17 protein-coding genes and 2 pseudogenes are annotated in these 21,170 nt (G+C 72.1%); 8 read left to right on the plus strand and 11 right to left on the minus strand.

The window, feature by feature from the left end; genetic code table 11:
* The 8 genes and pseudogenes from ACFWXO_RS24850 to ACFWXO_RS24885 form a co-directional block, all read right to left on the minus strand.
* Positions 1-312, minus strand: a pseudogene (locus tag ACFWXO_RS24850) (hypothetical protein); the annotation flags it as partial.
* The gene (gene pcaH / locus ACFWXO_RS24855) at positions 309-1,103 is read right to left on the minus strand and encodes a protocatechuate 3,4-dioxygenase subunit beta (protein WP_380526043.1); all 795 of its coding nucleotides are present in this window, start codon (positions 1,101-1,103) and stop codon (positions 309-311) included. The pseudogene ACFWXO_RS24850 and the gene pcaH, both read right to left, overlap by 4 nt.
* Positions 1,104-1,134: 31 nt before the next feature.
* The gene (locus ACFWXO_RS24860; protein ID WP_380526045.1) at positions 1,135-2,325 is read right to left on the minus strand and encodes a thiolase family protein; all 1,191 of its coding nucleotides are present in this window, start codon (positions 2,323-2,325) and stop codon (positions 1,135-1,137) included.
* A 90-nt stretch (positions 2,326-2,415) separates the two neighbouring features.
* Positions 2,416-3,069, minus strand: a complete 654-nt coding sequence (locus ACFWXO_RS24865) for a CoA transferase subunit B (RefSeq protein ID WP_380526047.1) — start codon at positions 3,067-3,069, stop codon at positions 2,416-2,418.
* Positions 3,069-3,824, minus strand: coding sequence for a CoA transferase subunit A (locus tag ACFWXO_RS24870; protein ID WP_380526049.1), 756 nt, complete (start codon positions 3,822-3,824; stop codon positions 3,069-3,071). Before ACFWXO_RS24870 ends, ACFWXO_RS24865 begins: the two co-directional genes overlap by 1 nt.
* 277 nt (positions 3,825-4,101) lie before the next feature.
* Positions 4,102-4,611 carry a DUF4863 family protein gene (locus ACFWXO_RS24875; protein WP_380526051.1) on the minus strand — a complete coding sequence of 170 codons (510 nt, stop codon included), beginning with the start codon at positions 4,609-4,611 and terminating at the stop codon, positions 4,102-4,104.
* A 457-nt stretch (positions 4,612-5,068) separates the two neighbouring features.
* Complete coding sequence (locus ACFWXO_RS24880) at positions 5,069-7,609, minus strand: ABC transporter permease (RefSeq protein ID WP_380526053.1); 2,541 nt, start codon at positions 7,607-7,609, stop codon at positions 5,069-5,071.
* 68 nt (positions 7,610-7,677) lie between these two features.
* Positions 7,678-8,460, minus strand: a complete 783-nt coding sequence (locus ACFWXO_RS24885; protein WP_380526055.1) for an ABC transporter ATP-binding protein — start codon at positions 8,458-8,460, stop codon at positions 7,678-7,680.
* 153 nt (positions 8,461-8,613) lie between these two features.
* On the opposite strand from ACFWXO_RS24885, the gene ACFWXO_RS24890 reads away from it, so the two are divergent.
* From ACFWXO_RS24890 to ACFWXO_RS24915, 6 genes and pseudogenes are all read left to right on the plus strand, one after another.
* On the plus strand, positions 8,614-9,825 hold the full coding sequence (locus ACFWXO_RS24890) for a sensor histidine kinase (protein WP_380526057.1): 1,212 nt from the start codon (positions 8,614-8,616) through the stop codon (positions 9,823-9,825).
* Positions 9,826-9,836: 11 nt separating this feature from the next.
* Positions 9,837-10,514 (plus strand): response regulator, encoded by a 678-nt coding sequence (locus ACFWXO_RS24895; RefSeq protein ID WP_380526059.1) that lies wholly within the window; start codon positions 9,837-9,839, stop codon positions 10,512-10,514.
* 283 nt (positions 10,515-10,797) lie between these two features.
* Positions 10,798-11,427, plus strand: coding sequence for a cysteine hydrolase family protein (locus tag ACFWXO_RS24900; protein WP_380526061.1), 630 nt, complete (start codon positions 10,798-10,800; stop codon positions 11,425-11,427).
* Positions 11,428-11,466: 39 nt separating this feature from the next.
* Positions 11,467-13,806: an FUSC family protein gene (locus tag ACFWXO_RS24905; RefSeq protein WP_380526063.1), complete on the plus strand. Its 2,340-nt coding sequence runs from the start codon at positions 11,467-11,469 to the stop codon at positions 13,804-13,806.
* A gap of 540 nt (positions 13,807-14,346) precedes the next feature.
* Positions 14,347-15,033, plus strand: a pseudogene (locus tag ACFWXO_RS24910) (NAD(P)-dependent oxidoreductase); the annotation flags it as partial.
* A 36-nt stretch (positions 15,034-15,069) separates the two neighbouring features.
* Positions 15,070-15,573: a DinB family protein gene (locus ACFWXO_RS24915; protein WP_360237055.1), complete on the plus strand. Its 504-nt coding sequence runs from the start codon at positions 15,070-15,072 to the stop codon at positions 15,571-15,573.
* Between the two features lie 27 nt (positions 15,574-15,600).
* Here ACFWXO_RS24915 and ACFWXO_RS24920 read toward each other — a convergent pair whose 3' ends face one another.
* Together ACFWXO_RS24920 and ACFWXO_RS24925 are read right to left on the minus strand one after the other, a co-directional pair.
* The gene (locus ACFWXO_RS24920) at positions 15,601-16,503 is read right to left on the minus strand and encodes a UTP--glucose-1-phosphate uridylyltransferase (RefSeq protein WP_375886200.1); all 903 of its coding nucleotides are present in this window, start codon (positions 16,501-16,503) and stop codon (positions 15,601-15,603) included.
* 134 nt (positions 16,504-16,637) lie between these two features.
* Positions 16,638-18,185 carry an MFS transporter gene (locus tag ACFWXO_RS24925; protein WP_380526066.1) on the minus strand — a complete coding sequence of 516 codons (1,548 nt, stop codon included), beginning with the start codon at positions 18,183-18,185 and terminating at the stop codon, positions 16,638-16,640.
* A gap of 253 nt (positions 18,186-18,438) precedes the next feature.
* On the opposite strand from ACFWXO_RS24925, the gene ACFWXO_RS24930 reads away from it, so the two are divergent.
* A complete protein-coding gene (locus ACFWXO_RS24930; RefSeq protein ID WP_375885966.1) occupies positions 18,439-18,810 on the plus strand; it encodes a YciI family protein in 372 nt (123 codons plus the stop codon).
* Positions 18,807-20,021 carry an RNA polymerase sigma factor gene (locus ACFWXO_RS24935; RefSeq protein WP_380526068.1) on the plus strand — a complete coding sequence of 405 codons (1,215 nt, stop codon included), beginning with the start codon at positions 18,807-18,809 and terminating at the stop codon, positions 20,019-20,021. The genes ACFWXO_RS24930 and ACFWXO_RS24935 overlap by 4 nt, the downstream gene beginning before the upstream one ends.
* A 79-nt stretch (positions 20,022-20,100) precedes the next feature.
* Here ACFWXO_RS24935 and ACFWXO_RS24940 read toward each other — a convergent pair whose 3' ends face one another.
* Complete coding sequence (locus tag ACFWXO_RS24940; protein ID WP_380526069.1) at positions 20,101-21,042, minus strand: NAD-dependent epimerase/dehydratase family protein; 942 nt, start codon at positions 21,040-21,042, stop codon at positions 20,101-20,103.
* Between the last annotated feature and the right edge of the window lie 128 nt (positions 21,043-21,170).

Genomic DNA, 21,170 nt, shown 5'->3' on the forward strand with positions numbered 1-21,170 from the left:
CGCGCGGGGGGCGCGTCCCGCCCCCGGCGCCGGGGGTATCACCCCCACCGGGGCGCCCCCCCGCGGGGGCGGGCCCCGGGGGGGGGGGCCCCCCCCCCGGGGGACGCCGGTCAGGCTGCCGTCCGGGGCGGCCTGCCAGAACTCCAGGAGCGCGTCGGGTACCGGGGCACCGGCGCCGTCGAGGACGCGTCCGCGGATGGTGATGGTGGCGGGGTGGCCGGTGGGGGCTATCGTCTCGCCGCCGGTGAACGGCAGGGCGTAGCCGTAGAAGGGGCCGATGGTCTGCGAGGGGGTCGGGGGAAGATGGATCATTGGCGGCCTTCTTCGGTCCAGGTGGCGGCGGGGCCGTCGAGGACGATGTCCCAGCGGTAGCCGAGCGAGCATTCGGCGACGGACAGGTTGTGGTCGTAGGTGGCGACCAGGCGCCGGCGGGCGGCGGCGTCGGTGACGGAGTGGAGGATGGGGTCGTAGGGGAAGAGCGGGTCGCCGGGGAAGTACATCTGGGTGACGAGGCGCTGGGTGAAGGCGGTGCCGAAGAGGGAGAAGTGGATGTGGGCGGGCCGCCAGGCGTTGGTGTGGTTGCGCCAGGGGTAGGGGCCGGGCTTGACGGTGGTGAAGCAGTACAGGCCCTGGTCGTCGGTGAGGCAGCGGCCGGCGCCGGTGAAGTTGGGGTCCAGTGGGGCGGGGTGCTGGTCGCGCTGGTGGGTGTAGCGGCCGGAGGCGTTGGCCTGCCAGATCTCCACCAGCTGGCCGGTGACGGGTCGGCCGTCGCGGTCGAGGACGCGGCCGGCGACAGTGATGCGTTCGCCGACCGGCTCGCCGGTGTGCTGGCGGGTGAGGTCGGAGTCGAGGTCGGTGATGTCGGTGACGCCGAAGGCGGGGCTGGTCAGTTCGACGGCTTCGGGGTCGTGCACGGCGACCAACGGGCCCAGCGGGTGGCGAAGCCTGCTGCTGCGGTAGGGCGGGTAGTCGCGGTCGGGGTGGTGGCGGTGGGGGGCTCCGGCGGCGCGGGTTTTGGCGTAGGAGTCGCGCAGGTCGGCAATCTCGCGGTTGATGGCGGCCTGGCTGACCGGCTCTCGCGCGGGTGGGGGTGCGGCGGTCATGAGGTTGGGTCCTTCTGCGGGCGGGGTCGGGTCAGCGTTCGAGGACGATGGCGAGTCCCTGTCCGACGCCGATGCACAGCGAGGCGAGACCCTTGCCGGAGCCGGCGGCGGCGAGCTGGTGGGCAACGGCACCGGTGAGGCGGGCGCCCGACGCCCCGAGGGGGTGACCGATGGCAATGGCTCCGCCGCGCGGGTTGACGATGACCGGGTCGAGGTCGGACAGGGCGGCAAGGCAGCCGAGCGCCTGCGCGGCGAACGCCTCATTCAGCTCCACGGTCTGCAGGTCTCCGAAGCCGGCACCGACCTTCGCCATCGCCTTGGTGATGGCGTCGACCGGGCCGAGGCCGAAGTACTGAGGCTCGATCGCGGAGACCGCCGAGGTGCGGATGCGGGCCAGCGGCTCGCGGCCGATCGCGGCAAGACCTGCCTCGTCAGCGAGCAGCAGGGCGGCCGCGCCGTCGTTGAGCGGGGAGGAGTTGCCGGCGGTCACGGTGCCGCCGGTGCGGAAGGCCGGCTTGAGGTGGGCCAGTGCCTCCATGGAAGTGTTGTCGCGGATGCCCTCGTCGCGGGAGAGCACCACTCCGTCGACCGGCGCGATCTCGTCGTCGTAGAGGCCGTCCTGCCAGGCGCGGGCCGCCTTCTGATGGCTGGCCAGGGCGAAGGCGTCCTGTGCGTCGCGGCTGATGCCGTACTTGTCGGCGATCAGCTCGGCTCCCTCACCGAGTGCGACCGTCCACTCGTCGGGCATCCGGGGGTTGACCAGGCGCCATCCGAGGGTGGTGGAGGAAAGCTGCGCATGGCCTGTCGGGAAGGCCCGCTCGGGCTTGGGGAGCACCCAGGGAGCGCGGCTCATCGACTCCACGCCGCCGGCGATGACGACGGAGGCATCGCCCAGGGCGACGGCGCGGGCGGCCTGGATGACCGCCTCCATGCCGGAGCCGCAGAGCCGGTTGACGGTGGCACCGGGCACGGTGACGGGAAGTCCGGCGAGCAGCGTCGCCATCCGGGCTACGTTGCGGTTCTCCTCACCGGCGCCGTTGGCGTTGCCGAGAACCACATCGTCGATGCGGGTCGGGTCCAGGTCGGGGCTGCGGCCGACCAGGGCGCGAAGCACTCCGGCGGCGAGATCGTCGGGACGTGTCCCGGAATGAGCGCCGCCGTAGCGGCCGATCGGGGTGCGGACGGCATCGACGACGTAGACGTCCCGCGGACGCTCGATCATCAAGGGGCTCCTGGGGGTAAGGGTACGGGATGGTACGAGGAGGCCCGCCGGCGCGGCGACTGTCCGGGCTGGCGGGCGGCCGGCCGACGGTCAGACCGATGTCGCCAGGGCCGACACGACGCGGATGGGGGCCGCGGTGCGGGCGGCGATCTCCTCGGCGGTGACACCGGGGGCCGTCTCGACGAGGACCAGGCCGTCGTCGGTGACGTCCAGGACGCCGAGGTCGGTGATGATGCGGTTCACGCACGCCTTGCCGGTGAGCGGCAGGGTGCATTCGGCGACGATCTTCGGGCTGCCGTCCTTGGCGGTGTGCTCCATCAGCACGATGACCTGGCGCGCGCCATGGACCAGGTCCATGGCCCCGCCCATGCCCTTGACTATCTTGCCGGGGATCACCCAGTTGGCCAGGTCCCCGCGGGCCGAGACCTGCATGGCGCCCAGGACGGCGGTGTGGATGTGGCCGCCGCGGATCATGCCGAAGGAGAGCGCGGAGTCGAAGAACGCCGCGCCGGGCAGGACGGTGACGGTCTCCTTGCCCGCGTTGATCAGATCGGGGTCGACCACCTCCTCGGACGGGTAGGGACCGACCCCCAGGATCCCGTTCTCCGACTGGAGCACCACCCGGATCCCGTCCGGCACGTGGTCCGGGATCCGGGTGGGCAGGCCGATTCCGAGGTTGACGTAGTCACCGTCGTTGAGCTCCATGGCGGCGCGGGCCGCCATCTCGTCCCTGGTCCAGGCCATCAGGCGTGCACCGTCCTCTTCTCTATTCCCTTGTCCGCCGCCTGCTGGGGCGTCAGTTCGACGACGCGCTGGACGAACACGCCCGGCAGGTGGATCTCGTCCGGGTCCAACACGCCGGGCTCGACCAGTTCCTCGACCTCGGCGACGGTGATCCGCCCGGCCATGGCGGCCAGCGGGTTGAAGTTGCGGGCGGAGCGGTGGAAGACCAGGTTGCCGAGACGGTCGCCGCGGGCAGCGCGCACCAGGGCGTAGTCAGTTGTGATACCGCGCTCCATCACGTACTGGCGGCCGTCGAAGGTACGCACCTCCTTGTGCGGCGATGTCACGACCACCGACCCGTCGGCGGCGTAGCGCCAGGGCAGGCCGCCCTCGGCGACGAGGGTGCCGACACCGGCCGGGGTGAAGAAGGCGGGGATGCCACAGCCGCCGGCCCGCATCCGCTCGGCCAGGGTGCCCTGCGGGGTCAGCTCCAACTCCAGTTCGCCGCCCAAGTACTGGCGGGCGAACTCCTTGTTCTCGCCGATGTAGGACGCGGTCACCCGCGCGATCTTTCCGGCGGCCAGCAGGATGCCCAGGCCCCCGCCGTCCGTGCCGCAGTTGTTCGACACCACGCGCAGTCCTGTGACACCGCGCTCGAAGAGCGCGTGGATCAGCACGTTCGGGACGCCGACCAGACCGAACCCGCCGACGGCGAGCGACGCGCCGTCCGCCATGTCCGCCACTGCCTCCTCGGCAGTGGCCACCACCTTGTCCATCAGCAGAGCGCTCCAATCCGTTCGTTCATCAAACTTGTGCGGCATATCGCCGCCGGTTCCCCGCCTTCGAAGCCCCTGGATCGAATCACCACCCGCCCCGCGACCCGGGCCTGGAACCCGCCTGCCGATCACCAGCCCGTAGGCCTGTCAGGGCGGCAACGCGGGGCACCCACAGTGGGCCGCCGGCAGGCCCGGCAAGGCCGTGGCCCCTGCCACGCCCCCGCGCATGACCACCGAGGCGCGACATCGTCCGGCTCCAACGGCGCATCGGTGGCGCCTACTTGGCGACCGGCCTGGCGTCGTAGGAGATGCGGCCCGCTGGCAGGTAGAACAGGGCGATCAGCCCGCCACCACGTCCCTCGGGGTAGTGCTTGCTCGCCGGCGCCGGGGCGGTCCAGCCCGCCCCCTGCCAGCCGTGCGGGCCGCGGAGCTCGGCGCCCGCGTCGATCGGGACGACCATGTTGATCTCGCCGTACGGGTGCTGGTGGAACTGGCCCCGGTAGACCGGCACGCTGTTCATGTACACCGCGGTGATACTGAAGTACTCGGTCCGCTCGGAGGGCGGCTCGATGACGCTGCGGCGGTAGTGAGGACCGTCGATCTCGACGTTCGCGGCCCACCCCTCCTCCAGCCCCTGCTTGACCAGCTTCGACAGGTCCGTGTGCAGCTCGGAGTCGGGGCCGTAGGTGGTGTTGAGCCAGGTTTCCAGTTCCTTGCCTGCGGTGCGGTTCTTGATCTCCCGCAGGAACGGGATACTGCGCTCGACGAGAGCCTGCCTGCTGTCCACGGTGTTCACCTTCTCTGTGGTGTGGGGAATGAGCTTGTGGAGTGGAGCCGCAGGCTAGTTACACCGAATCGGCGTAACTAAACATGCGGTGATCATTCGGCCTTGTCGGACCCACCTGGAAGGCGACTGGGCCCGGTGGCCTTGCGCCGCCCGGGAGCGTTGCCCGGCGGGACCGAGTGCTGCGCGGGGCAGGCGCCACGGCTGTCCCCTGGGGAAGGTTCAGGACCTGCCCGCGGCCTTCTCCATCCACCAGATGTCCCCCTCGGGGCAAGTTACTTTACAGATAGAGACTGTAACTTTTCTTTTCCGGACGGGGAAGTCCGAGCGAGCGGGAAGGACACCGCGAACCTGACCGGGCTCGCTGCCGGCAGCCGGACGACCATCTCCCGGTTCCGCGTTCGACAACGTGCGTCGGACACTTGAGAGGCAGACCGTCGGCGGTGGCGGGCTGGTGAAGCTATTCCGTTCCGATCGCCGTCAGGACCGGGGTGCGGGCCGCGCGGCGCGCCGGCCACAGCGAGGCCAGGAGACCGGCGAGTGCGGCCAGGAGCAGGAGGACGACCAGGCGCCCGACGGGCACGCCGTGGTGGTAGCCGGAAAGGTGGCCGGCGATCAGTTCACCGCCGGCCCAGCCGAGGAAGACGCCCAGGGCGGTGCCCAGCACGCCGCCGAAGACGGCGATGACGACGGCTTCGGCGCGCACCATGGCGCGCACTCCCGCCCGGGTGAGGCCGATCGCCCGCAGCATGCCGATCTCGCGCCGGCGCTCGGCGACGGACAGCGCCAGGGTGTTCGCGATACCCAGGAACGCGACCGTGACGGACAGCGCGAGAAGGGCGTAGAGCAGGTTCAGCATGCGGTTGGTGCCGTCTGCGGCCGCCCGTGCCAGGTCGTCGCTGCTGTCGATGCTCAGGGCAGGGCTGTCGCCGAGGGCGTGAGTGAGGGCGAGCCGCAGCGCGGCGCTGGGGTGGTCCCGGGTGGTGAGAAGGACCTTCTTGGCGGTGTCAGGGGCCGAGGACAGGACGGCGGTGTCGATGAGGATGCCGGTCAGCAGAGTGTTGGACTCGTACACGCCCGCCACCGTCAACTGCGCGGGCCGTCCGTCCGGTAGCTGGGCGTTGAACCGGCTTCCCGCTGTCCAGCCGTAAGCGCGGGCGTCGTCGGTGGTCACCAGGACTCTCGGGCCACCGAATGCATCCGCCGACCCGCCGGCCAGACGAAGGCGCAGCATGTCGCGCACGGCCGTGGTGGGAACGGCCAGTGCGTACTGCCGGCCCTGGTTGATGGACAGTTCCGCTTCACGGATCGCTGCGGTGGCGGTGACGTCGGAGCTGGCGGCCAGGCGCTGTTCCACGGTGGCGGACAGGGGAGTGAGGTCCTGCATCGAGACGACGTAGTCGGCCTTGACGACGTGGGCGCTCTGGGCGTTGGCGGCGGCGAGGCCACCGGCCGCGATCATGGTCAGGGCCGTCACCAGGCTCACGCCGATGACCAGCGAGGCGGCGGCCGCCGCGGTCCGCCAGGGGTTTCGGGTGCTGTTGCGTATCGCCAGCCGCGCGCTGATCCCGGCCCTGCCGAGGAGGGGGCGGACCGGGGCGAGGGCTGGTGCGACCAGCATCGGCAGGAGTGCGAGCAGGCCGGCGGCGGCAAGGACGGCACCCAGTGCCACCACCGGGGCGCCGTTCTGGATGCTGTCGGTCCTCGGTCCGGCCAGCAGACAGGCCACCCCGCTGCCGGCCAGCAGGATGCCAACGAGCACGCGGGCCCTGCCGCTTCTCTTCGGTGCCGGGGCGAGAGCGGTGCGCAGGGCGGCCAGCGGCGCGATTCGGGCAGCCCTGCGGGCGGGCAGCCATGCGGCGACCAGCGTGGTCAGCACCCCCGCCAGCAGGGGGAGGACGAGCGCGTAAGCGGGCAGGCTCAGAGACCCACCGGTGGGGAGTGGGCCGCCCTTGCCCAGACCGCTGGCAAGGGGGCGCAGGCCCTGGGCGACGCCGATGCCCACCGCGATCCCGGCCAGTGACGCCACGAGCGCGACCAGAAAGGCCTCGGCCAGCACCAGACGGGTGATCTGGCGACGCGAGGCCCCGATCGCCCGCAACAGGCCGATCTGCCTGGCCCGTTGGGCGACGAGCATGCCGAAGGTGTTCGTGATCAGGAAGCAGGAGACGAACAGCGCGACGGCGGCGAAGGACAGCAACGTGGTGCGCAGCCCGGTGACCGTGCTCTGAGCGGCAAGCTGCTGGTCCCGGGTGAGGAAGGCCGCCGTCATGGTGACCGTGCCCGGGAGCGTCCGCTCCGCTGCCTGCTGCAGCTGCTCGGCCGGAATGCCGGGTGCGGCCTTGACGTGGAACTCGCTGTAGTGGCCGGGGCTGGTGAAGTGCTGCTGCGCGGTCGCGGTGTCGAACAGCACCAGGCTTCCACCGGCGGTGACGGCGGGCTCGGCCTGTGTGGTGAAGACACCGCTGATCCGCGCGGTGAGACCAGGCCCGTCCACCGAGATCCGGGCGGTGTCCCCCACATGGTAACCGCACCGTGCGGCGCTGGCCTCGTCGACGGCGATCTCGCCGCCTCCGGCGGGTGGGCGACCGCCGATGAAGGTGAATCGAGGGTCGCCTTCGCCGCTGTATGCGTAGTTGCCCGCCCTGGCGGGGCCGCCGCGACCGGCCGGGCGGCCGTCCGGACAGCCCAGGGCCGTCGAGCCCGAGACGACGGCGAGGACACCGCCGGCCTCGGGAAGGCCCTGCACCCGCCGCAGGTCGGCCGGGGTCAGGGACGGCAGCCGGTCATCCGGCGCCGCGGCGGCTCCCCGGCCGTCCGGACGGATCACCACATCGGTGTGGGTGTACGTCTGCTGGTAGGAGCCGGTGAGCGCATCGGAGACGGTGGCGGTGAACAGGAGGATCCCGGTGACGAAGGCGACGCCGACGGTGACGGCCAGCGCAGTCAGCGCCATGCGGGACTTGTGGGCGCGTACGGTGCGCCAGGCGGTGCGAAACATGAAAGTGCGAAGTCCTGACTTGGCAGCGGGCAGCCTTGCCGGCCGCGCAGCGGTAGGGGCGGACGAAGTCAGCGCGATCGCCGGGCGTCGAGATCCTTCATCCGGTCCAGCACCGCATCCGCGGTGGGTCCGTCCATCTCGTCCACGATCCGGCCGTCCATGAGGAACACCACCCGGTCCGCGTAGGCGGCGGCGCCCGGGTCATGGGTGACCATGACCACCGTCTGCCCGAGCTCACGCACCGAGTGCCGCAGGAAGCCGAGCACCTCCGCTCCGGAGCGCGAGTCGAGGTTGCCGGTCGGCTCGTCAGCGAACACGATCTCCGGCCTGGCCGCGAGCGCCCGGGCGATGGCCACGCGCTGCTGCTGGCCGCCGGACAGCTGGGAGGGCCGGTGGGAGAGGCGAGAGGCCAGCCCCACCGTCGCGATGACGGTGTCCAGCCACTCCTTGTCGGGTGTCCGGCCCGCGATGTCGAGGGGCAGAGTGATGTTCTCCAACGCGCTCAGCGTCGGCAGCAGGTTGAACGCCTGGAAGATGAAACCGATCTCGTCCCGGCGCAGCCGGGTGAGCTGCTTGTCGTTCAGGGCGCCCAGCTCCGCGGTGCCGATGCGCACCGAGCCGCTGGTGAAGGAGTCGAGGCCGGCCATGCAGTGCATCAGCGTCGACTTGCCCGACCCGGACGGGCCCATGATCGCGGTGAACATGCCCCGACCGAAGTCCGCGTCGACCTTGTCCAGCGCCACGACCCGTGCCTCGCCGCTCCCGTATGACTTGCTCAGACCCCGCGCGCAGGCGGCGGCCTCGTTCGGCAATACGGTCGGCGCGGTCAAGGTGCTGCGTTCACGGCTCATACGAACTCCTCAGGGGCAGACGGCAGATCGACATCGACGATCCTCCCGGCACGGGCCGGGTGCGCGGATCGACCGGATGGCCGACTGCCATGCCGGAGCCTCGGTCAAACGGTGGAGGGCCGGCGGATGCGCGTGGGCGTAGCGTGGGCCGACATGTTCACCACCTCGGCGCGCGCCATGCTCGCCTCCTGGCTCCGAAGCCACCGCGGCCACGCCATCGCCGCCGCGTCGGCCCTGGCCGTGATGACCGCCGAGGCCCTCGACACCGGCTTTGCGCCCACAACCGCCGCGACGATCGCCGTCGGTCTGCTGTGCGTCGCGGCGCTCCTGGCGCCGCCCCACCATCTGACGCGCACCGGATGGGCCGCGGTCACCGCCTCCACCGGCCTGTCCCTGGTGACCGCCCACCTGGCGCACCGACCCGAGCACTCTCCCGGCACCACGGAGATGGGCGTGCTGCTGCTCCTCACCATCCGCACGATCCGCCACGAGCCCGTCCGAGGGATGATCCCGCTCGCCACCGCCGCCTATCTCGCCGCCACGCTGGTTCTGCTGCGCCTGCCCGGCTCCGAGTTCGTCAAGGCGGCCAAGTACAGCGCCCCGGTCTTGCTGCTCGCCGCCCCCGTGCTGGTCCTCCTCGGCCTCTACCTGCGCCTGCTCGATGCCACCCGTGAACGTGAGCACCAGGCCCGCCTGAACGCCCAGCGCCTCGAATACGCCCGTGAACTGCACGACTTCGTCGGTCACCACGTCACCGCCATCACCGCGCAGGTCAAAGCCGTGCGCTTCACCACCGCAAACGGCCGCCCGCCGACATCCCAGGTTCTGGACCAGGCCTTGGCCAACATCGAGGACGCCGCCGCACAGGCGACGGACTCCATGCGGGCCATGGTCACCTTCCTGCGTCAAGCGGACCGCTCTGCGCCGCTGGATGCCCCCGATGGACTGCATGGCCTGCCGGACCTCGCGGAATCCCTGCGCTCGGCCGGACCCGCCGTCCGCCTCACCATCGACCCCAGGCTGCTCGCGGCGCCCCCGGCCGACCACATCGCCTCAACGGTCCACCACATCGTCCGGGAAGCCCTGACCAACATCCGCAAACACGCCGGCCAGGCCGACACGGTCACCATCGACATCCGCCTGGCCTCGAACGATGTCGCGCTCACCGTCTGCGTCACCGACAACGCCGAGCCCCAGGCCGACACGCCGCCATGCCGAAGCCCCGACGGGTTCGGCATCACCGGACTGCGTGAGCGCGTCCACGCCCTGGGCGGACGCCTGGCCGCAGGACCCGGACCGGCCGACGGCTGGCAGGTGAGCGCCGAGATCCCCCTCAGCCGCAACGCCTCCGCAGGCCCGTCCTGACGCCTGGCACGATGGGCACCATGACCATCCGCGTCCTCCTCGCCGACGACCAGGTCACCGTGCGCGCCGCGTACCGGATGATCCTCGACTCCCAACCGGACATCGAAGTCGTCGCCGAAGCCGCGACCGGAACCACCGCCGTCGCCGAAGCCCGCCGACTGCGCCCCGACGTCTGCCTGCTCGACATCCGCATGCCCGGTATGGACGGACTCGAAGCCACCCGCCTCCTCGCCGGACCCGACGCGGCACAACCGCTCAAGGTGATCATCGCCACCACCTTCGACCTCGACGAATACGTCTACAGCGCGCTGCGGCACGGAGCGTGCGGCTTCGTCCTCAAGGACTGCTCCCCCGCTTTGCTCATCGAAGCCGTCCGCGCGGCCGCCGTGGGCGGCTCGCTCATCTCCCCCTCCGTCACCGTCCGACTCCTGCGGCACATGACCGCCCAGCCCACGCGGCAGCCGGCCCGCCCCGGACCCGACGCTCCCCCGCCGCACGAGCCACTCACCCCTCGCGAACAGGACGTCGTCGCCATGGTCGCCCGAGGCCTGACCAACGACGAGGTCGCCGCCGCCCTCTACGTCACCCTCTCCACGGTGAAGACCCACCTCGGCAGCGCCCAGCGCAAACTCGGCGCCCGCAACCGCGTCGAAGTCGCCGCCCGCGCCTGGCAGCACGGCCTGACCTGAGGCCAACACCCAGGGCCGGGTTGGCCGTTGATTCGGCGCGCATCGGCAACCTCGTTCGAACTCACGCCGACCCAGCAGGCCTCCCACACGCCTCGGCATCCGCGACGTGACTCTCGCGCCGTCAACTCCCGGCCACTGGGCTCGACTCACTGATGGGCACTTGCATGCCGGTGCGGCATCCGCGAGGGGGCTGCACTCGGACGCAAGTTGCGTTACAGTCATTACTTGTAACGGTAGTTCCCAGTCCGGGGGCCGCCGACTACTACTGCACTGGAGGACAGCCATGGCAAGCACCTACGAACACGGTCGAGTGGGACTGCTGCTCGTCGACCTCGTCAACGAGAACTTCTCGAAGGACGGCAAGGCCTATTCCATCTACGCGCCGGAATACGAACGGCTGGGTACGATCGACAACCTGAAGAAGCTCATCGCCGGTGTGCGGCGGCACAAGGACGTTCCCGTCTTCTACTCGACGACGTCCTTCACCGATGAGGACTACTCGACGTGGAAGCACGTCTCCGGGATCCACCGGCAGATGTTCGACAGCCGGATGTTCGGGGCCGGCACCTGGAACACCGAGTTCCACGAGGACCTGGCTCCCCGGCCGGGCGACGTGGTCCTCGCGCCGCACAAGAGCCTCGACGTCTTCCACCACACCGACCTGGAATTCCAGCTCCGGCAGCGTGGCGTCGAATACCTGGCGATCGCCGGGGTCTCCGGGATCATGGCCGTCGAATCGACGGCCCGCACCGCGATGGAGCGCGGCTACCACGTCACCGCGTTCACCGACGCGATAGCCGCTCCCGGTGGCCTGGTCACCTACCAAGCGATGATGCGCGGCCTGAGCATGGTCTCCCACAACGTGGTCGGCGTGGACGACTTCCTGGCCTCGCTCGACGAATCCGCGGCATAGGACATCCACGATCGATCCGGCGAGAAGGGCGGCTGGGGCATGCGGCGAACGCAATCGGGACCGGCGGATGCCTACGATCGGTTCCTGGCATCCGATCCCGGACTGATTCGGCTGCTCTCCGCCCTCGGCACGGTCGGCGCGGTGCTGCTGACGCTCGGTGCCCTCACGGCACTGGACGCCCCGGTGCCGATCCTGGTGACGGGTGCCCTCACGGCGATGGTCAGCACGGCCGCGGTCACCGAACCCCGGCCGCGCGACCAAGCGCTGACCCTGGCAATGGGCGTGCCGGTCTCTCTGACCGTCATGACGGTCGGAAGCGTGCTGGCCCCGTACCGGGTCGTTGCGGATGTGGTGTTCGTGCTCCTGATCTTCGCCGCCATCCACATCCGGCACCTGGGCCCGCGCGCGACCACACTGGGTGTCTTCGCCTTCCAGCTCTTCTTTGTGACCCAGTTCGTCGGGACCCGCGTGGAGCAGTTGCCACAGTTGTCCGTGGCCGTACTGACGGCCTTCCTCGGCTCGGCGCTGGTCCGGTTCACCGTCCTGCGCTCGTCGCCGCAGCGGACGCTGACACGGCTGCAACGAGCCTTCGACCTGCGTCTCGTGCTGGTGCTCGACTCGCTGATCGATGTGACCGAGGGCGGACCGCTGGCGCCACGCACCCAGCGGGCGGTCGACGACCTACGCCGACAGGCTGCCCGCCTGCACACGGGCGCACTGATGATCCAGAAGCAGCTGGCGGCCCGCACGACCGACGAGCACACCGCCACCGCGATCCAGCGCCACGTGGCGGAAGCCGAAACGGCCGTGGAACGGCTGGCCGTCCTCGTGCTGCGAGTCCTGCGGCCCGGCGCCGACGTCGACACCCTGGCCCGACACCTGACGAAGGCACGACCCGCCGGTTTCCCCGCCGACGCCCAGGACCTGGCGACGCTGCCCGTACTGAACTCGGAGCTGCGTGCGCTGCGCACGGCGATCGGTCCGGGTCCGCTGCGGCCGGCCGGCCCCGATGCCGACGAGGTCCGCGACCGGCTGTTCGGCTACCGCCGTGACGAGCACCTGCCCGACGCATCCCCGGCGATGCAGGACGTCTTCCGCTCCGCCGGAGACCTCGCCCACGCCCTGCTTCGCTATCGCCCGGCCATCGACGGTCAAACCCTGGCGGCCCAGAACACCCCCGGGACAGCACGGGTTCGTGAGGAGCTCCGGGCGGTGGGATCCGACCTGGCGAAGGACGCCGTACAGGATCAGCACGGCCCTCGCCTCCGCCCCACCACCAGGACCGCACTCCAGGTCGCGACCGGATCGGCACTGGCCATCGTCGGCGGCGAACTGCTGTCACCCCAGCGCTGGTACTGGGCGGTTTTCACCTGCTGGGTGGTGTTCATCGGCACCGGCTCCACCGGCGAGATCCTCGTCAGGGGATACCGGCGCCTGATCGGCACGGTGACGGGTGTCGCCGCCGGACTCGCCCTCGCCGCCCTGATAAGCGGCGCACCTTGGCCGGCCTTCGCGCTGGCGGGCCTCAGCGTGTTCGGGATGTACTACACGATCACGGTGTCCTACACCCTGATGTCCTTCTTCGTCACCACCATGCTCGGCATGCTCTACACGCTGCTCCACACCCTCACCCCGGGCGTGCTGGTGGTGCGGATCGAGGAGACCGCGCTGGGAATCGCGTGCGGACTGACCGCCGCTCAGCTCGTGCTGCCGGTGCACACCCGCGAACGCACGGACCAGCTGCTGCGCGACGTGCTGGAGCAGCTGCGAGCGGTGCTCTCCCGATCGCTGGCCCAGTTGAGCGGCGAGCCCGGCGGGGACCTGCTCGACCCGGCCCGCGCACTGGATACGGCCCTGGACGGCCTGCGCCTGTCGGTGCAGCCGCTGACCATGCCGATCAGCCCGCTGCGGTCCCGCCGGCGCGCCGCGCTCACCGTCCTGGGCCAACTGGAGACGGCGGCCTTCCACACCCGCAGCCTGGCCGCCACCGCCGGACTGGTACCGGCCGGCCTCCACCTCGGCACCGATCCGCGCCTCGTGGACGAGGCCCGCAGGATTGACCACAACCTCGCGATCCTGATCGGCGGGGCAGCCCTCCGAGACGGGGACGAATCTCTGGTCGCACGCGGTCCCGGGATCCCCACCCAGCTCGCAGTGAGCGAGCCCGGGGCGCGCGCGGAAGACATCAACGCGACGCGACGGGTCCTGCGACACCTGCAACGCGTGGACGAGAGCATCCAGAACCTGGCCCGGACACTTCACCTGCCCGTCTCCCCGGAACCAAGCCGCTGCCCAGACCGGCAGATACCTGTCCGCACCGCCACTGAGGCACGAACGCCCGGGCCCAAGGACTTCCGACAAGTCGGTCGTCCTGAGTAATCCACAGGTCGGGGATCCTCCTCCCCGTGCCCCTACCCGTGTCGCGCGGGAGCTGACCCAGTCCGCTCCGGACGCGGCCCCATAGCGCCCGGGGACACCGGCGGCGCCACCGAGCTCCCCACCGCCCGTGCATACCAGGCACCGAAGCCGCTCAGAACATGCAGCTCTGGCGGCAAGTCATAATGGTGAGGCGCCAGGCGGCGCGCAGAGAGGATCCTGAGGTACGGCTTGATTCCCCGCTACGGCGTCGACCCCACCCGGCACGAGCTGATCGCGACCTGGGGAACGGGGGAGGGAGATCTCGCCAGCCGCATCGCCGGCCTCCCCGCCGCGGCCGACGCTCCGTTCTCCTGAGTCCGGCTCGCACGCTCACCCACCTGCCCGAGACCACGTGGCGCACCTGCACCCACCCGACCAGCTCCGCCGCCTCCCAGAAGCCCAACTCCGAGGGCTGGCGCTGCGCGGAGGAACGCAAGGCGTTCGACGAGGTCCCCGGTGCCACCGTCCGGCCCAACCTCCCCCAGGACGGCATTGCTCGACGTCGCCGAACACGCCTGGGCCCTCGCCCTCGCCGTCAACCGCCGCCTCACCCGCGCCGCCACCCGCACCCGGGAGTTCGACTTCCGCCTCGACGGCCTCCTCGGCCGGGACGTCCACGGCATGACCGTCGGCGTGATCGGCACCGGCAAGATCGGCGAGTGCTTCACCCGGATCGCGGCCGGCTTCGGCACCGAACTCCTCGGCTGGGACATCACCGAGAACCCGGCCTGCCGCGAACTCGGCATGCACTACACCGAGTTGCCCGAACTCCTCACCCGCGCCGACCTGGTCAGCCTGCACGTCCCCCTGCTCCCGGCCACCCACCACCTGATCGACACCGCCGCCCTGGCCCGCATGAAGGACGACGCCATCCTCGTCAACTCCAGCCGCGGCGGCCTGATCGACAGCGCCGCCCTGGTCGAGACCCTGCGCGCCGGCCGCCTCTCCGGCGTCGGCCTGGACGTCTACGAGGAGGAGACCGGCGTCTTCTTCACCGACCGCTCCGTCCAAGGCATCACCGACGACGTCCTCGCCCGCCTCGTCACCTTCCCCCAGGTCCTGGTCACCAGCCACCAGGCCTACTTCACCCACACCGCCGTCGGCCAGATCATCGACGCCACCGCCCGCAACATCGACGACTACGCCGCCGGCCGCACCAACGAGAACACCCTCGTCCCCGGGCCCTGACCGAAGGGGGCGGAGGGGTCTGCTAGCGTCCCGCGCATGATCAAGACCGTGCCGTTCACCGGCGGCGAGAAGGAAAGCCTGCACACGGCCCTGGACCGGCACCGGGACGTGGTGGTGTGGAAGGTCCAGGGCCTGGACGACGAGCAGTTGCGGCGGCCGATGACGCCGTCGGGGACGAGCCTGCTGGGCCTGGTCAAGCACCTGGCCGGCGCCGAACTCGGCTGGTTCCGGGAGACCTTCGGCCGGGAGACCGGGCCGCTGCCGTTCGACCTCGACGCGGACGAGAGCTCCGACATGCGGATCGAGCCGCACGAGTCGACGGCGGAGGTGCTGGCCTTCTACGCCCGCGCCCGGGCCGCCGCCGACGAGGTGATCGAGGAGCTCGACCTGGAGTCCACCGGCACCTCCTGGTCGGGCCGGACGGTCTCGCTGCGCTGGGTGCTCATCCACATGGCCACCGAGACCGCCCGGCACGCCGGGCACCTGGACATCCTGCGCGAACTCACCGACGGCGCCACCGGGGACCACGACCGGAGCTGACCGACAGCGGCCCCGGCCCCGGCCCGCCTACTCGGCCGGGGCCAACTCCGCCGCCAGCTGCCGCAGTTCGTGCCCGTACTCCGGGTTGGCGAGGGCCGCCGCGAACTGCGCCCGCAGGTAGGCGGCGGGGTTGCCGGTGTCGTACCAGGTGCCGGCGATGACCTGCCCGTAGACGGCGCGGCGGGCCGCGTAGGCGTTGATGGCGTCGGTCAGGTAGACCTCGTCCTCGGGCTTCTCGTGCCAGCGGCGGGTGAGTTCGCGCAGTTCGTCGACGATGCCGGGGGTGATGACGTACCCGCCGATGGCGGCGTACCCGGAGGGGGCGTCGGCCGGCTTGGGCTTCTCGACCAGGCCGGTGATCCGCAGCGACCCGCCGCCGAGGTCCTCCTTCACCACCGGGACGCCGTAGCGGTAGGAGTCCTCGGGCGCCATCGGCATCAGCGCCAGCACCGGCGCGTTGGTCTGCTCGAACGCCCGGATCAGCTGCTGCGCCCGGGGCACCTCGGCGACGAACACGTCGTCCGGCCAGAGCACCAGGCAGGGCTCGTCCCCGAAGTGCCGGGCGGCGTTGAGCACCGGGGTGCCGTTGCCGTACGGGCCGTGCTGGTAGAGGTAGCTGATGTGCCCCTTGCGGGACAGCTCCCCGACCTCCTCGACCGCGTCCGCGAACGCCGCCTTGCCGTCCCGGCGCAGTTGCTCGACCAGCACCGGGTTGGGGCGGAAGTGCTCCTGGATCAGGCCCTTGTCGCCGTTGACGACGATGGTGATGTCGGTGATGCCGCTCTCGATCAGCTCGCGCACGGTGTGCTCGATCACCGGCTTGTCGCCGACCGGCAGCATCTCCTTCGGGGTGGCCTTGGTCAGCGGCAGCAGGCGGGAGCCCAGCCCGGCGGCGGGGATGACGGCACGGCGGATGGTCCTGGGGGCCATGTGATGCTCTCTCATGTCGATTGTGCTGAGCCGCAGTTGAGCGGCACCGCGACCGACGCTACCAAGGATCACTCCATGATCATTACCGCCCGCCGGGAAGCGGCGGACACTACCGCCGCCCCCGCACCGGCCGTTCACCCGGGCCGGGTAGAGGCCGTTTCCCCGGCCTCCTCCATGGCCTCCTCCACGGCCCCCTCCCCTGCCGTTTCCCCGGCCACTCCCCCCGCCGGCCGTACCGCCGGCCGCACCGCCAGGGCCAGCAGCGCGAGCCCGGCGAACAGTGCGGCGGCGATCAGCCCGTTCACCTGCAGCCCGGCCGTGAACGCCGAGCGCGCGCCGCGCAGCAGTGCGGCGCCCTGCTCGGCGGGCAGGTGCCGGGCCGCCTCGACCGCGGCGGCCGGCGAGTCGGGGCCGCCGCCCGTGCGCTCGCGGTAGACCGCCGCGGCGACGGTGCCGAGCACCGCGAAGCCGAGCGAGCCGCCGAGGTAGTTGCCGGTCTCCGACATCGCCGCCGCCGAGCCCGCCCGCTCCGGCGGCACCGAGTCGAGGACCAGCCCGGTGCCCAGGGCGAACAGCGGCCCGGTGCCGAGCGCCAGCACCGCGATGCCGGTCATCACCAGCGGCAGCGAGCCCGCGCTCCCGTCCACGGCGACCAGCAGCAGGGCGCCCAGCGCCGAGAGCGCCAGGCCGCCGGCGATCGCGCTGGTCGGCCGCACCCGGCCGGGCAGCCGCGGCGCGGCCAGGGTGCCGGCCGCCACCGCCAGGCCCATCGGCGCGAACAGCACGGCCGAGGCGAACGGCGAGCGGCCCAGCACGCTCTGGAGGTACTGGGTGACCAGCAGTCCGGTACCGGCCATCGCCGTCCCGGCCAGCACCAGCGAGACCAGCACCGCCGCGAACAGCCGGTTGCGCAGCAGCCGCAGGTCCAACAGCGGCTGCTCCAGCCCCCGTTGACGCCGGACGAAGAGGTAGCCGACGCCGGTGCCGAGCAGCAGGGCGGCCACCGGGACGCCGGTCGCGCCCCCGACCGGCAACTGCTTGACGCCGTACAGCACCAGCAGCACCGCCGCCAGCGACAGCCCGACCCCGACCGGGTCCGGCCGCCCCACCTCCCCGCCGCGGAACTCGGGCAGCAGGAACGGCCCGGCGGCCAGCAGCAGCGCCATCGCCGGGACGGCGGCCAGGAACACCGACCCCCACCAGAAGGACCGGAGCAGCAGTCCGGCCAGCACCGGCCCCAGCGCACCGCCCGCGAACTGGCAGGTCGCCCAGACGGCGACGGCCCGTCCGCGCTCGCGGTCGTCCCGGAACATGTTCGTGATCAGCGCCAGCGTGGACGGTGCCAGCGTGGCCCCGGCGACGCCCAGCAGGGCCCGGACCACGATCAGCATCAGCGGGTCGACCGCGAGGGCGGCGACCACCGACAGCACCGCGAAGGCCGCCGCGCCGATGAGCAACAGGCGTCGACGGCCGATCCGGTCGCCCAGCGTGCCCATGGTGATCACCAGCCCGGCCACCATCAGCCCGTAGCCGTCGCTGATCCACAGCTGTTCGACGGCGGAGGCGCCCAGGTCCGCGCTCAGCCTCGGCAGGGCGAGCAGCAGCGCCGTCATGTCCATCGCGACCACCAGGGTCGGCAGCATCAGCAGGGCCAGCCCCAGCCGGGCCCGGTCGGCTCTCATCGCGTGCTCCTCGTCGTCTCTCGTCGCGGGTTCCCCGCACCGGGTTCCTCGCACCGGTCGGTCGGAGCGGCCGGGGACTTCTTGACGTCGGAGCACCGAGGGACGGGAAGAGACCCGACGGATGGGAGAGACCCGAGGGGGGCGACGAAACCCGTGGGAGATTTCTCCGACGGGGATGTCAAGACGGCGGCCCCGGCTCCGACCGTACGGTCGAGGGGCCCGCACGGGGCCCGCCCACGACGAGGAGGACGCGATGAAGTTCCTGATCAGCCTGCACATCAACCCGGCCGTGCTGGACGCGCTGACCGACGAGGAGAAGGCCGCGATCGGCGCCGGGCACGGCGCGTTCATCGAGGAGTTGAAGGCCTCCGGCGAACTGATCCTCACCCAGGCGCTGGTCGACCCGTCGCAGGCCGCCGTGGTCACCGTCCGGGACGGCCGGCCGGTGGTGACCGACGGCCCGTACCTGGAGGCCAAGGAGTTCCTGGGCGGCTTCTACCTGCTCGACTGCGACAACAAGGAGCGGGCCGTCGAACTGGCCGCGCGGATCCCGGACGCGGCGATCGAGGGGCTGGGCGTCGAGGTGCGCCAGGTGATGTTCTCCGACGGACACTTGGAGGCATGACGGCACCGGACTTCGAGGGCCTGCTGCGTGAACTCACGCCGCAGGTCCTCGGCACCTTGGTACGACGGTACGACCGCTTCGAGGGCTGCGAGGACGCCGTCCAGGAGGCCGTCCTCGCCGCCACCGTGCAGTGGCCCGAGGAGGGCGTACCGGACAACCCGCGCGGCTGGCTGGTGACGGTCGCCTCCCGGCGGCTGGTCGACCGGATCCGCAGCGACCGCGCCCGCCGCGAGCGCGAGCACGCGACCACGGCCGCCGAGGTGCTGCCCGAGGACGTGCCGGACACCGACGACACCCTGGTGCTGCTGTTCCTGTGCTGCCACCCGGCGCTCACCGCCGCCTCCCAGACCGCGCTCACCCTGCGCGCCGTCGGCGGCCTGACCACCGCCGAGATCGCCCGCGCCTTCCTGGTGCCGGAAGCCACCATGGCGGCCCGGATCAGCCGGGCCAAGCAGCGGATCCGGGCCGCCGGCAGCTCCTTCGCCCTCCCCGAGGGCGCCGAGCGCGAGGAACGGCTGCGGGTCGTCCTGCACGTGCTCTACCTGATCTTCAACGAGGGGTACACCGCCTCCTCGGGCAGTGAGCTGCACCGCACCGACCTCGCCCAGGAGGCCGTCCGGCTGGCCCGGATCGTGCACGCCCAGCTGCCCGAGGACTCCGAGGTGACCGGGCTGCTCGCCCTGATGCTGCTCACCCACGCTCGCCGGGCCGCCCGCACCACCGCCACCGGCGACCTGGTCCCGCTGGCCGAACAGGACCGCACCGGCTGGGACCGCCCGCTGCTCGACGAGGGCACCGCCCTCGCCAAGGCCGCCCTGGCCGGCCCCGCCCTGGGCCCGTACCAGCTCCAGGCCGCCATCGCCGCCACCCACGCCGACGCCGCCACCGCGGACCGGACCGACTGGGCCCAGGTGCACGCGCTCTACCTGATCCTGGAGCGGATCGCCCCCAACCCGATGGTCACCCTCAACCGCGCCGTCGCCCTCGCCGAGCTGAACGGCCCGCGGGCCGGCCTCGACCTGCTCGCCACCCTGGACGCCGACCGGCGCCTGGCCGACCACCACCGGCTGCTCTCCGTCCGGGCCCACCTGCTGGAACGCTCCGGCGACCGGGCGGCCGCGTACGACCACTACCGCCGCGCGGCCAAGGCCACCGCGAGCCTCGCCGAGCAGCGCTTCCTGGAGGCCCGGGCCCGCCGCCTCCAGCCCTGACGCGCTCCTGCGGCCCCGACCCGACCTATGACCCCGACCCGCCCTACGACCCCGACCCGCCCTACGACCCTGCGACGCCCTACAGCCCCAGCGCCGTCCGGTACCAGGGCGCCGCCCCGGCGAGGCGGGCCAGCGGGCCCGGGCCGGGCGGGCAGGCGGCGAGGCGCCAGACCGCGTCGCTCCGGTACCAGTGGTCGCGGGCGACCATGGCGAACTGGCGCTCGGAGACCGGGCCCGGCACGGCGGCGAGCTGTCGGCGGCACTGTGCCCAGGTCAGCGCCGGGCCGTCCTGGGCGGGCAGCAGGCCGAGCCCGGAGAGGGCGTCGAGCAGCTCGCCGCTGCGGACCGGGTCCGGGTGGGCCGCGTGGTGGACGCCCGTCACCCGCTCCGGGGCGTCCAGGGCGAGCCCGGTGATCAGCCGGGCCAGGTCGGTCCGGTCCACCAGGGAGAGCCGGGCCGCGCCGCCCGCCCAGCGGCCCGGGACCCTGCGGGCCAGCTCGGCCAGGGCGGGCACCACCCAACGGTCGCCCGTCCCGGTGACCAGGGCCGGGCGCAGCACCGCGGCACCGGCGGCGAGGGCGTGCCCCTCGCCGAGCAGCCGGGTGCGGCTGGCCGCCGACAGCGGCGCGGTCGGCGCCCCGCCGACCCCGAGGTCCGTGTGCGGGCCCCCGCCGTACACCGCCGTGGTCGACAGGTGAACGATCCGCCCGATCCCGGCCCGGGTGGCCGCCGCCATCAGGGCCGCCGTGCCCCGGTCGTTCACGGCCGCGCACTCCTCCTCGCCGCCGGTGACCTGGGAGGCGAGGTGGAGCAGCACCCCCGCACCCGCGCACAGCCCGTCCAGCGCGGAGCGGTCGGCGAGGTCGCCGGGCACCCAGGCGGTGTGCCCGTCCGCGACGGGCTCCCCGCGCACCAGGGCCCGCACCGGCACGCCGCGCGCCACGAGGGCCTCCCGTACGGCCGATCCGATGAACCCGGTGGCCCCGGTGAGCGCGACCACGGGCCGCTGTGCCGCCGCCATGCCTGATTCCTCCCTGCCGACCGGCCGGTCAGTCTAGCGACGCCCGGCCCACCCGAACCCTCGCCCGACACCGGCCCGCCCACCGGCCCGACACCACCCCGCCCACCACCCCGCCCACCGGCCGGGCC

Origin of the sequence: Kitasatospora sp. NPDC059088, from assembly GCF_042738155.1 — a bacterium.
In the GTDB taxonomy this organism is placed as follows: Bacteria; Actinomycetota; Actinomycetes; order Streptomycetales; family Streptomycetaceae; genus Kitasatospora.

What these genes read in the sequence shown, in the direction of transcription:
- ACFWXO_RS24925 (WP_380526066.1), bottom strand. Translation starts at nt 18,185, where the DNA reads ATGAGAGCCGACCGGGCCCGGCTGGGGCTGGCCCTGCTGATGCTGCCG.
- ACFWXO_RS24865 (WP_380526047.1), bottom strand. Translation starts at nt 3,069, where the DNA reads ATGGCCTGGACCAGGGACGAGATGGCGGCCCGCGCCGCCATGGAGCTC.
- ACFWXO_RS24890 (WP_380526057.1), top strand. Translation starts at nt 8,614, where the DNA reads ATGTTCACCACCTCGGCGCGCGCCATGCTCGCCTCCTGGCTCCGAAGC.
- ACFWXO_RS24905 (WP_380526063.1), top strand. Translation starts at nt 11,467, where the DNA reads ATGCGGCGAACGCAATCGGGACCGGCGGATGCCTACGATCGGTTCCTG.
- ACFWXO_RS24885 (WP_380526055.1), bottom strand. Translation starts at nt 8,460, where the DNA reads ATGAGCCGTGAACGCAGCACCTTGACCGCGCCGACCGTATTGCCGAAC.
- ACFWXO_RS24915 (WP_360237055.1), top strand. Translation starts at nt 15,070, where the DNA reads ATGATCAAGACCGTGCCGTTCACCGGCGGCGAGAAGGAAAGCCTGCAC.
- ACFWXO_RS24880 (WP_380526053.1), bottom strand. Translation starts at nt 7,609, where the DNA reads ATGTTTCGCACCGCCTGGCGCACCGTACGCGCCCACAAGTCCCGCATG.
- ACFWXO_RS24920 (WP_375886200.1), bottom strand. Translation starts at nt 16,503, where the DNA reads ATGGCCCCCAGGACCATCCGCCGTGCCGTCATCCCCGCCGCCGGGCTG.
- ACFWXO_RS24895 (WP_380526059.1), top strand. Translation starts at nt 9,837, where the DNA reads ATGGGCACCATGACCATCCGCGTCCTCCTCGCCGACGACCAGGTCACC.
- ACFWXO_RS24935 (WP_380526068.1), top strand. Translation starts at nt 18,807, where the DNA reads ATGACGGCACCGGACTTCGAGGGCCTGCTGCGTGAACTCACGCCGCAG.
- pcaH (WP_380526043.1), bottom strand. Translation starts at nt 1,103, where the DNA reads ATGACCGCCGCACCCCCACCCGCGCGAGAGCCGGTCAGCCAGGCCGCC.
- ACFWXO_RS24860 (WP_380526045.1), bottom strand. Translation starts at nt 2,325, where the DNA reads ATGATCGAGCGTCCGCGGGACGTCTACGTCGTCGATGCCGTCCGCACC.
- ACFWXO_RS24900 (WP_380526061.1), top strand. Translation starts at nt 10,798, where the DNA reads ATGGCAAGCACCTACGAACACGGTCGAGTGGGACTGCTGCTCGTCGAC.
- ACFWXO_RS24940 (WP_380526069.1), bottom strand. Translation starts at nt 21,042, where the DNA reads ATGGCGGCGGCACAGCGGCCCGTGGTCGCGCTCACCGGGGCCACCGGG.
- ACFWXO_RS24930 (WP_375885966.1), top strand. Translation starts at nt 18,439, where the DNA reads ATGAAGTTCCTGATCAGCCTGCACATCAACCCGGCCGTGCTGGACGCG.
- ACFWXO_RS24870 (WP_380526049.1), bottom strand. Translation starts at nt 3,824, where the DNA reads ATGGACAAGGTGGTGGCCACTGCCGAGGAGGCAGTGGCGGACATGGCG.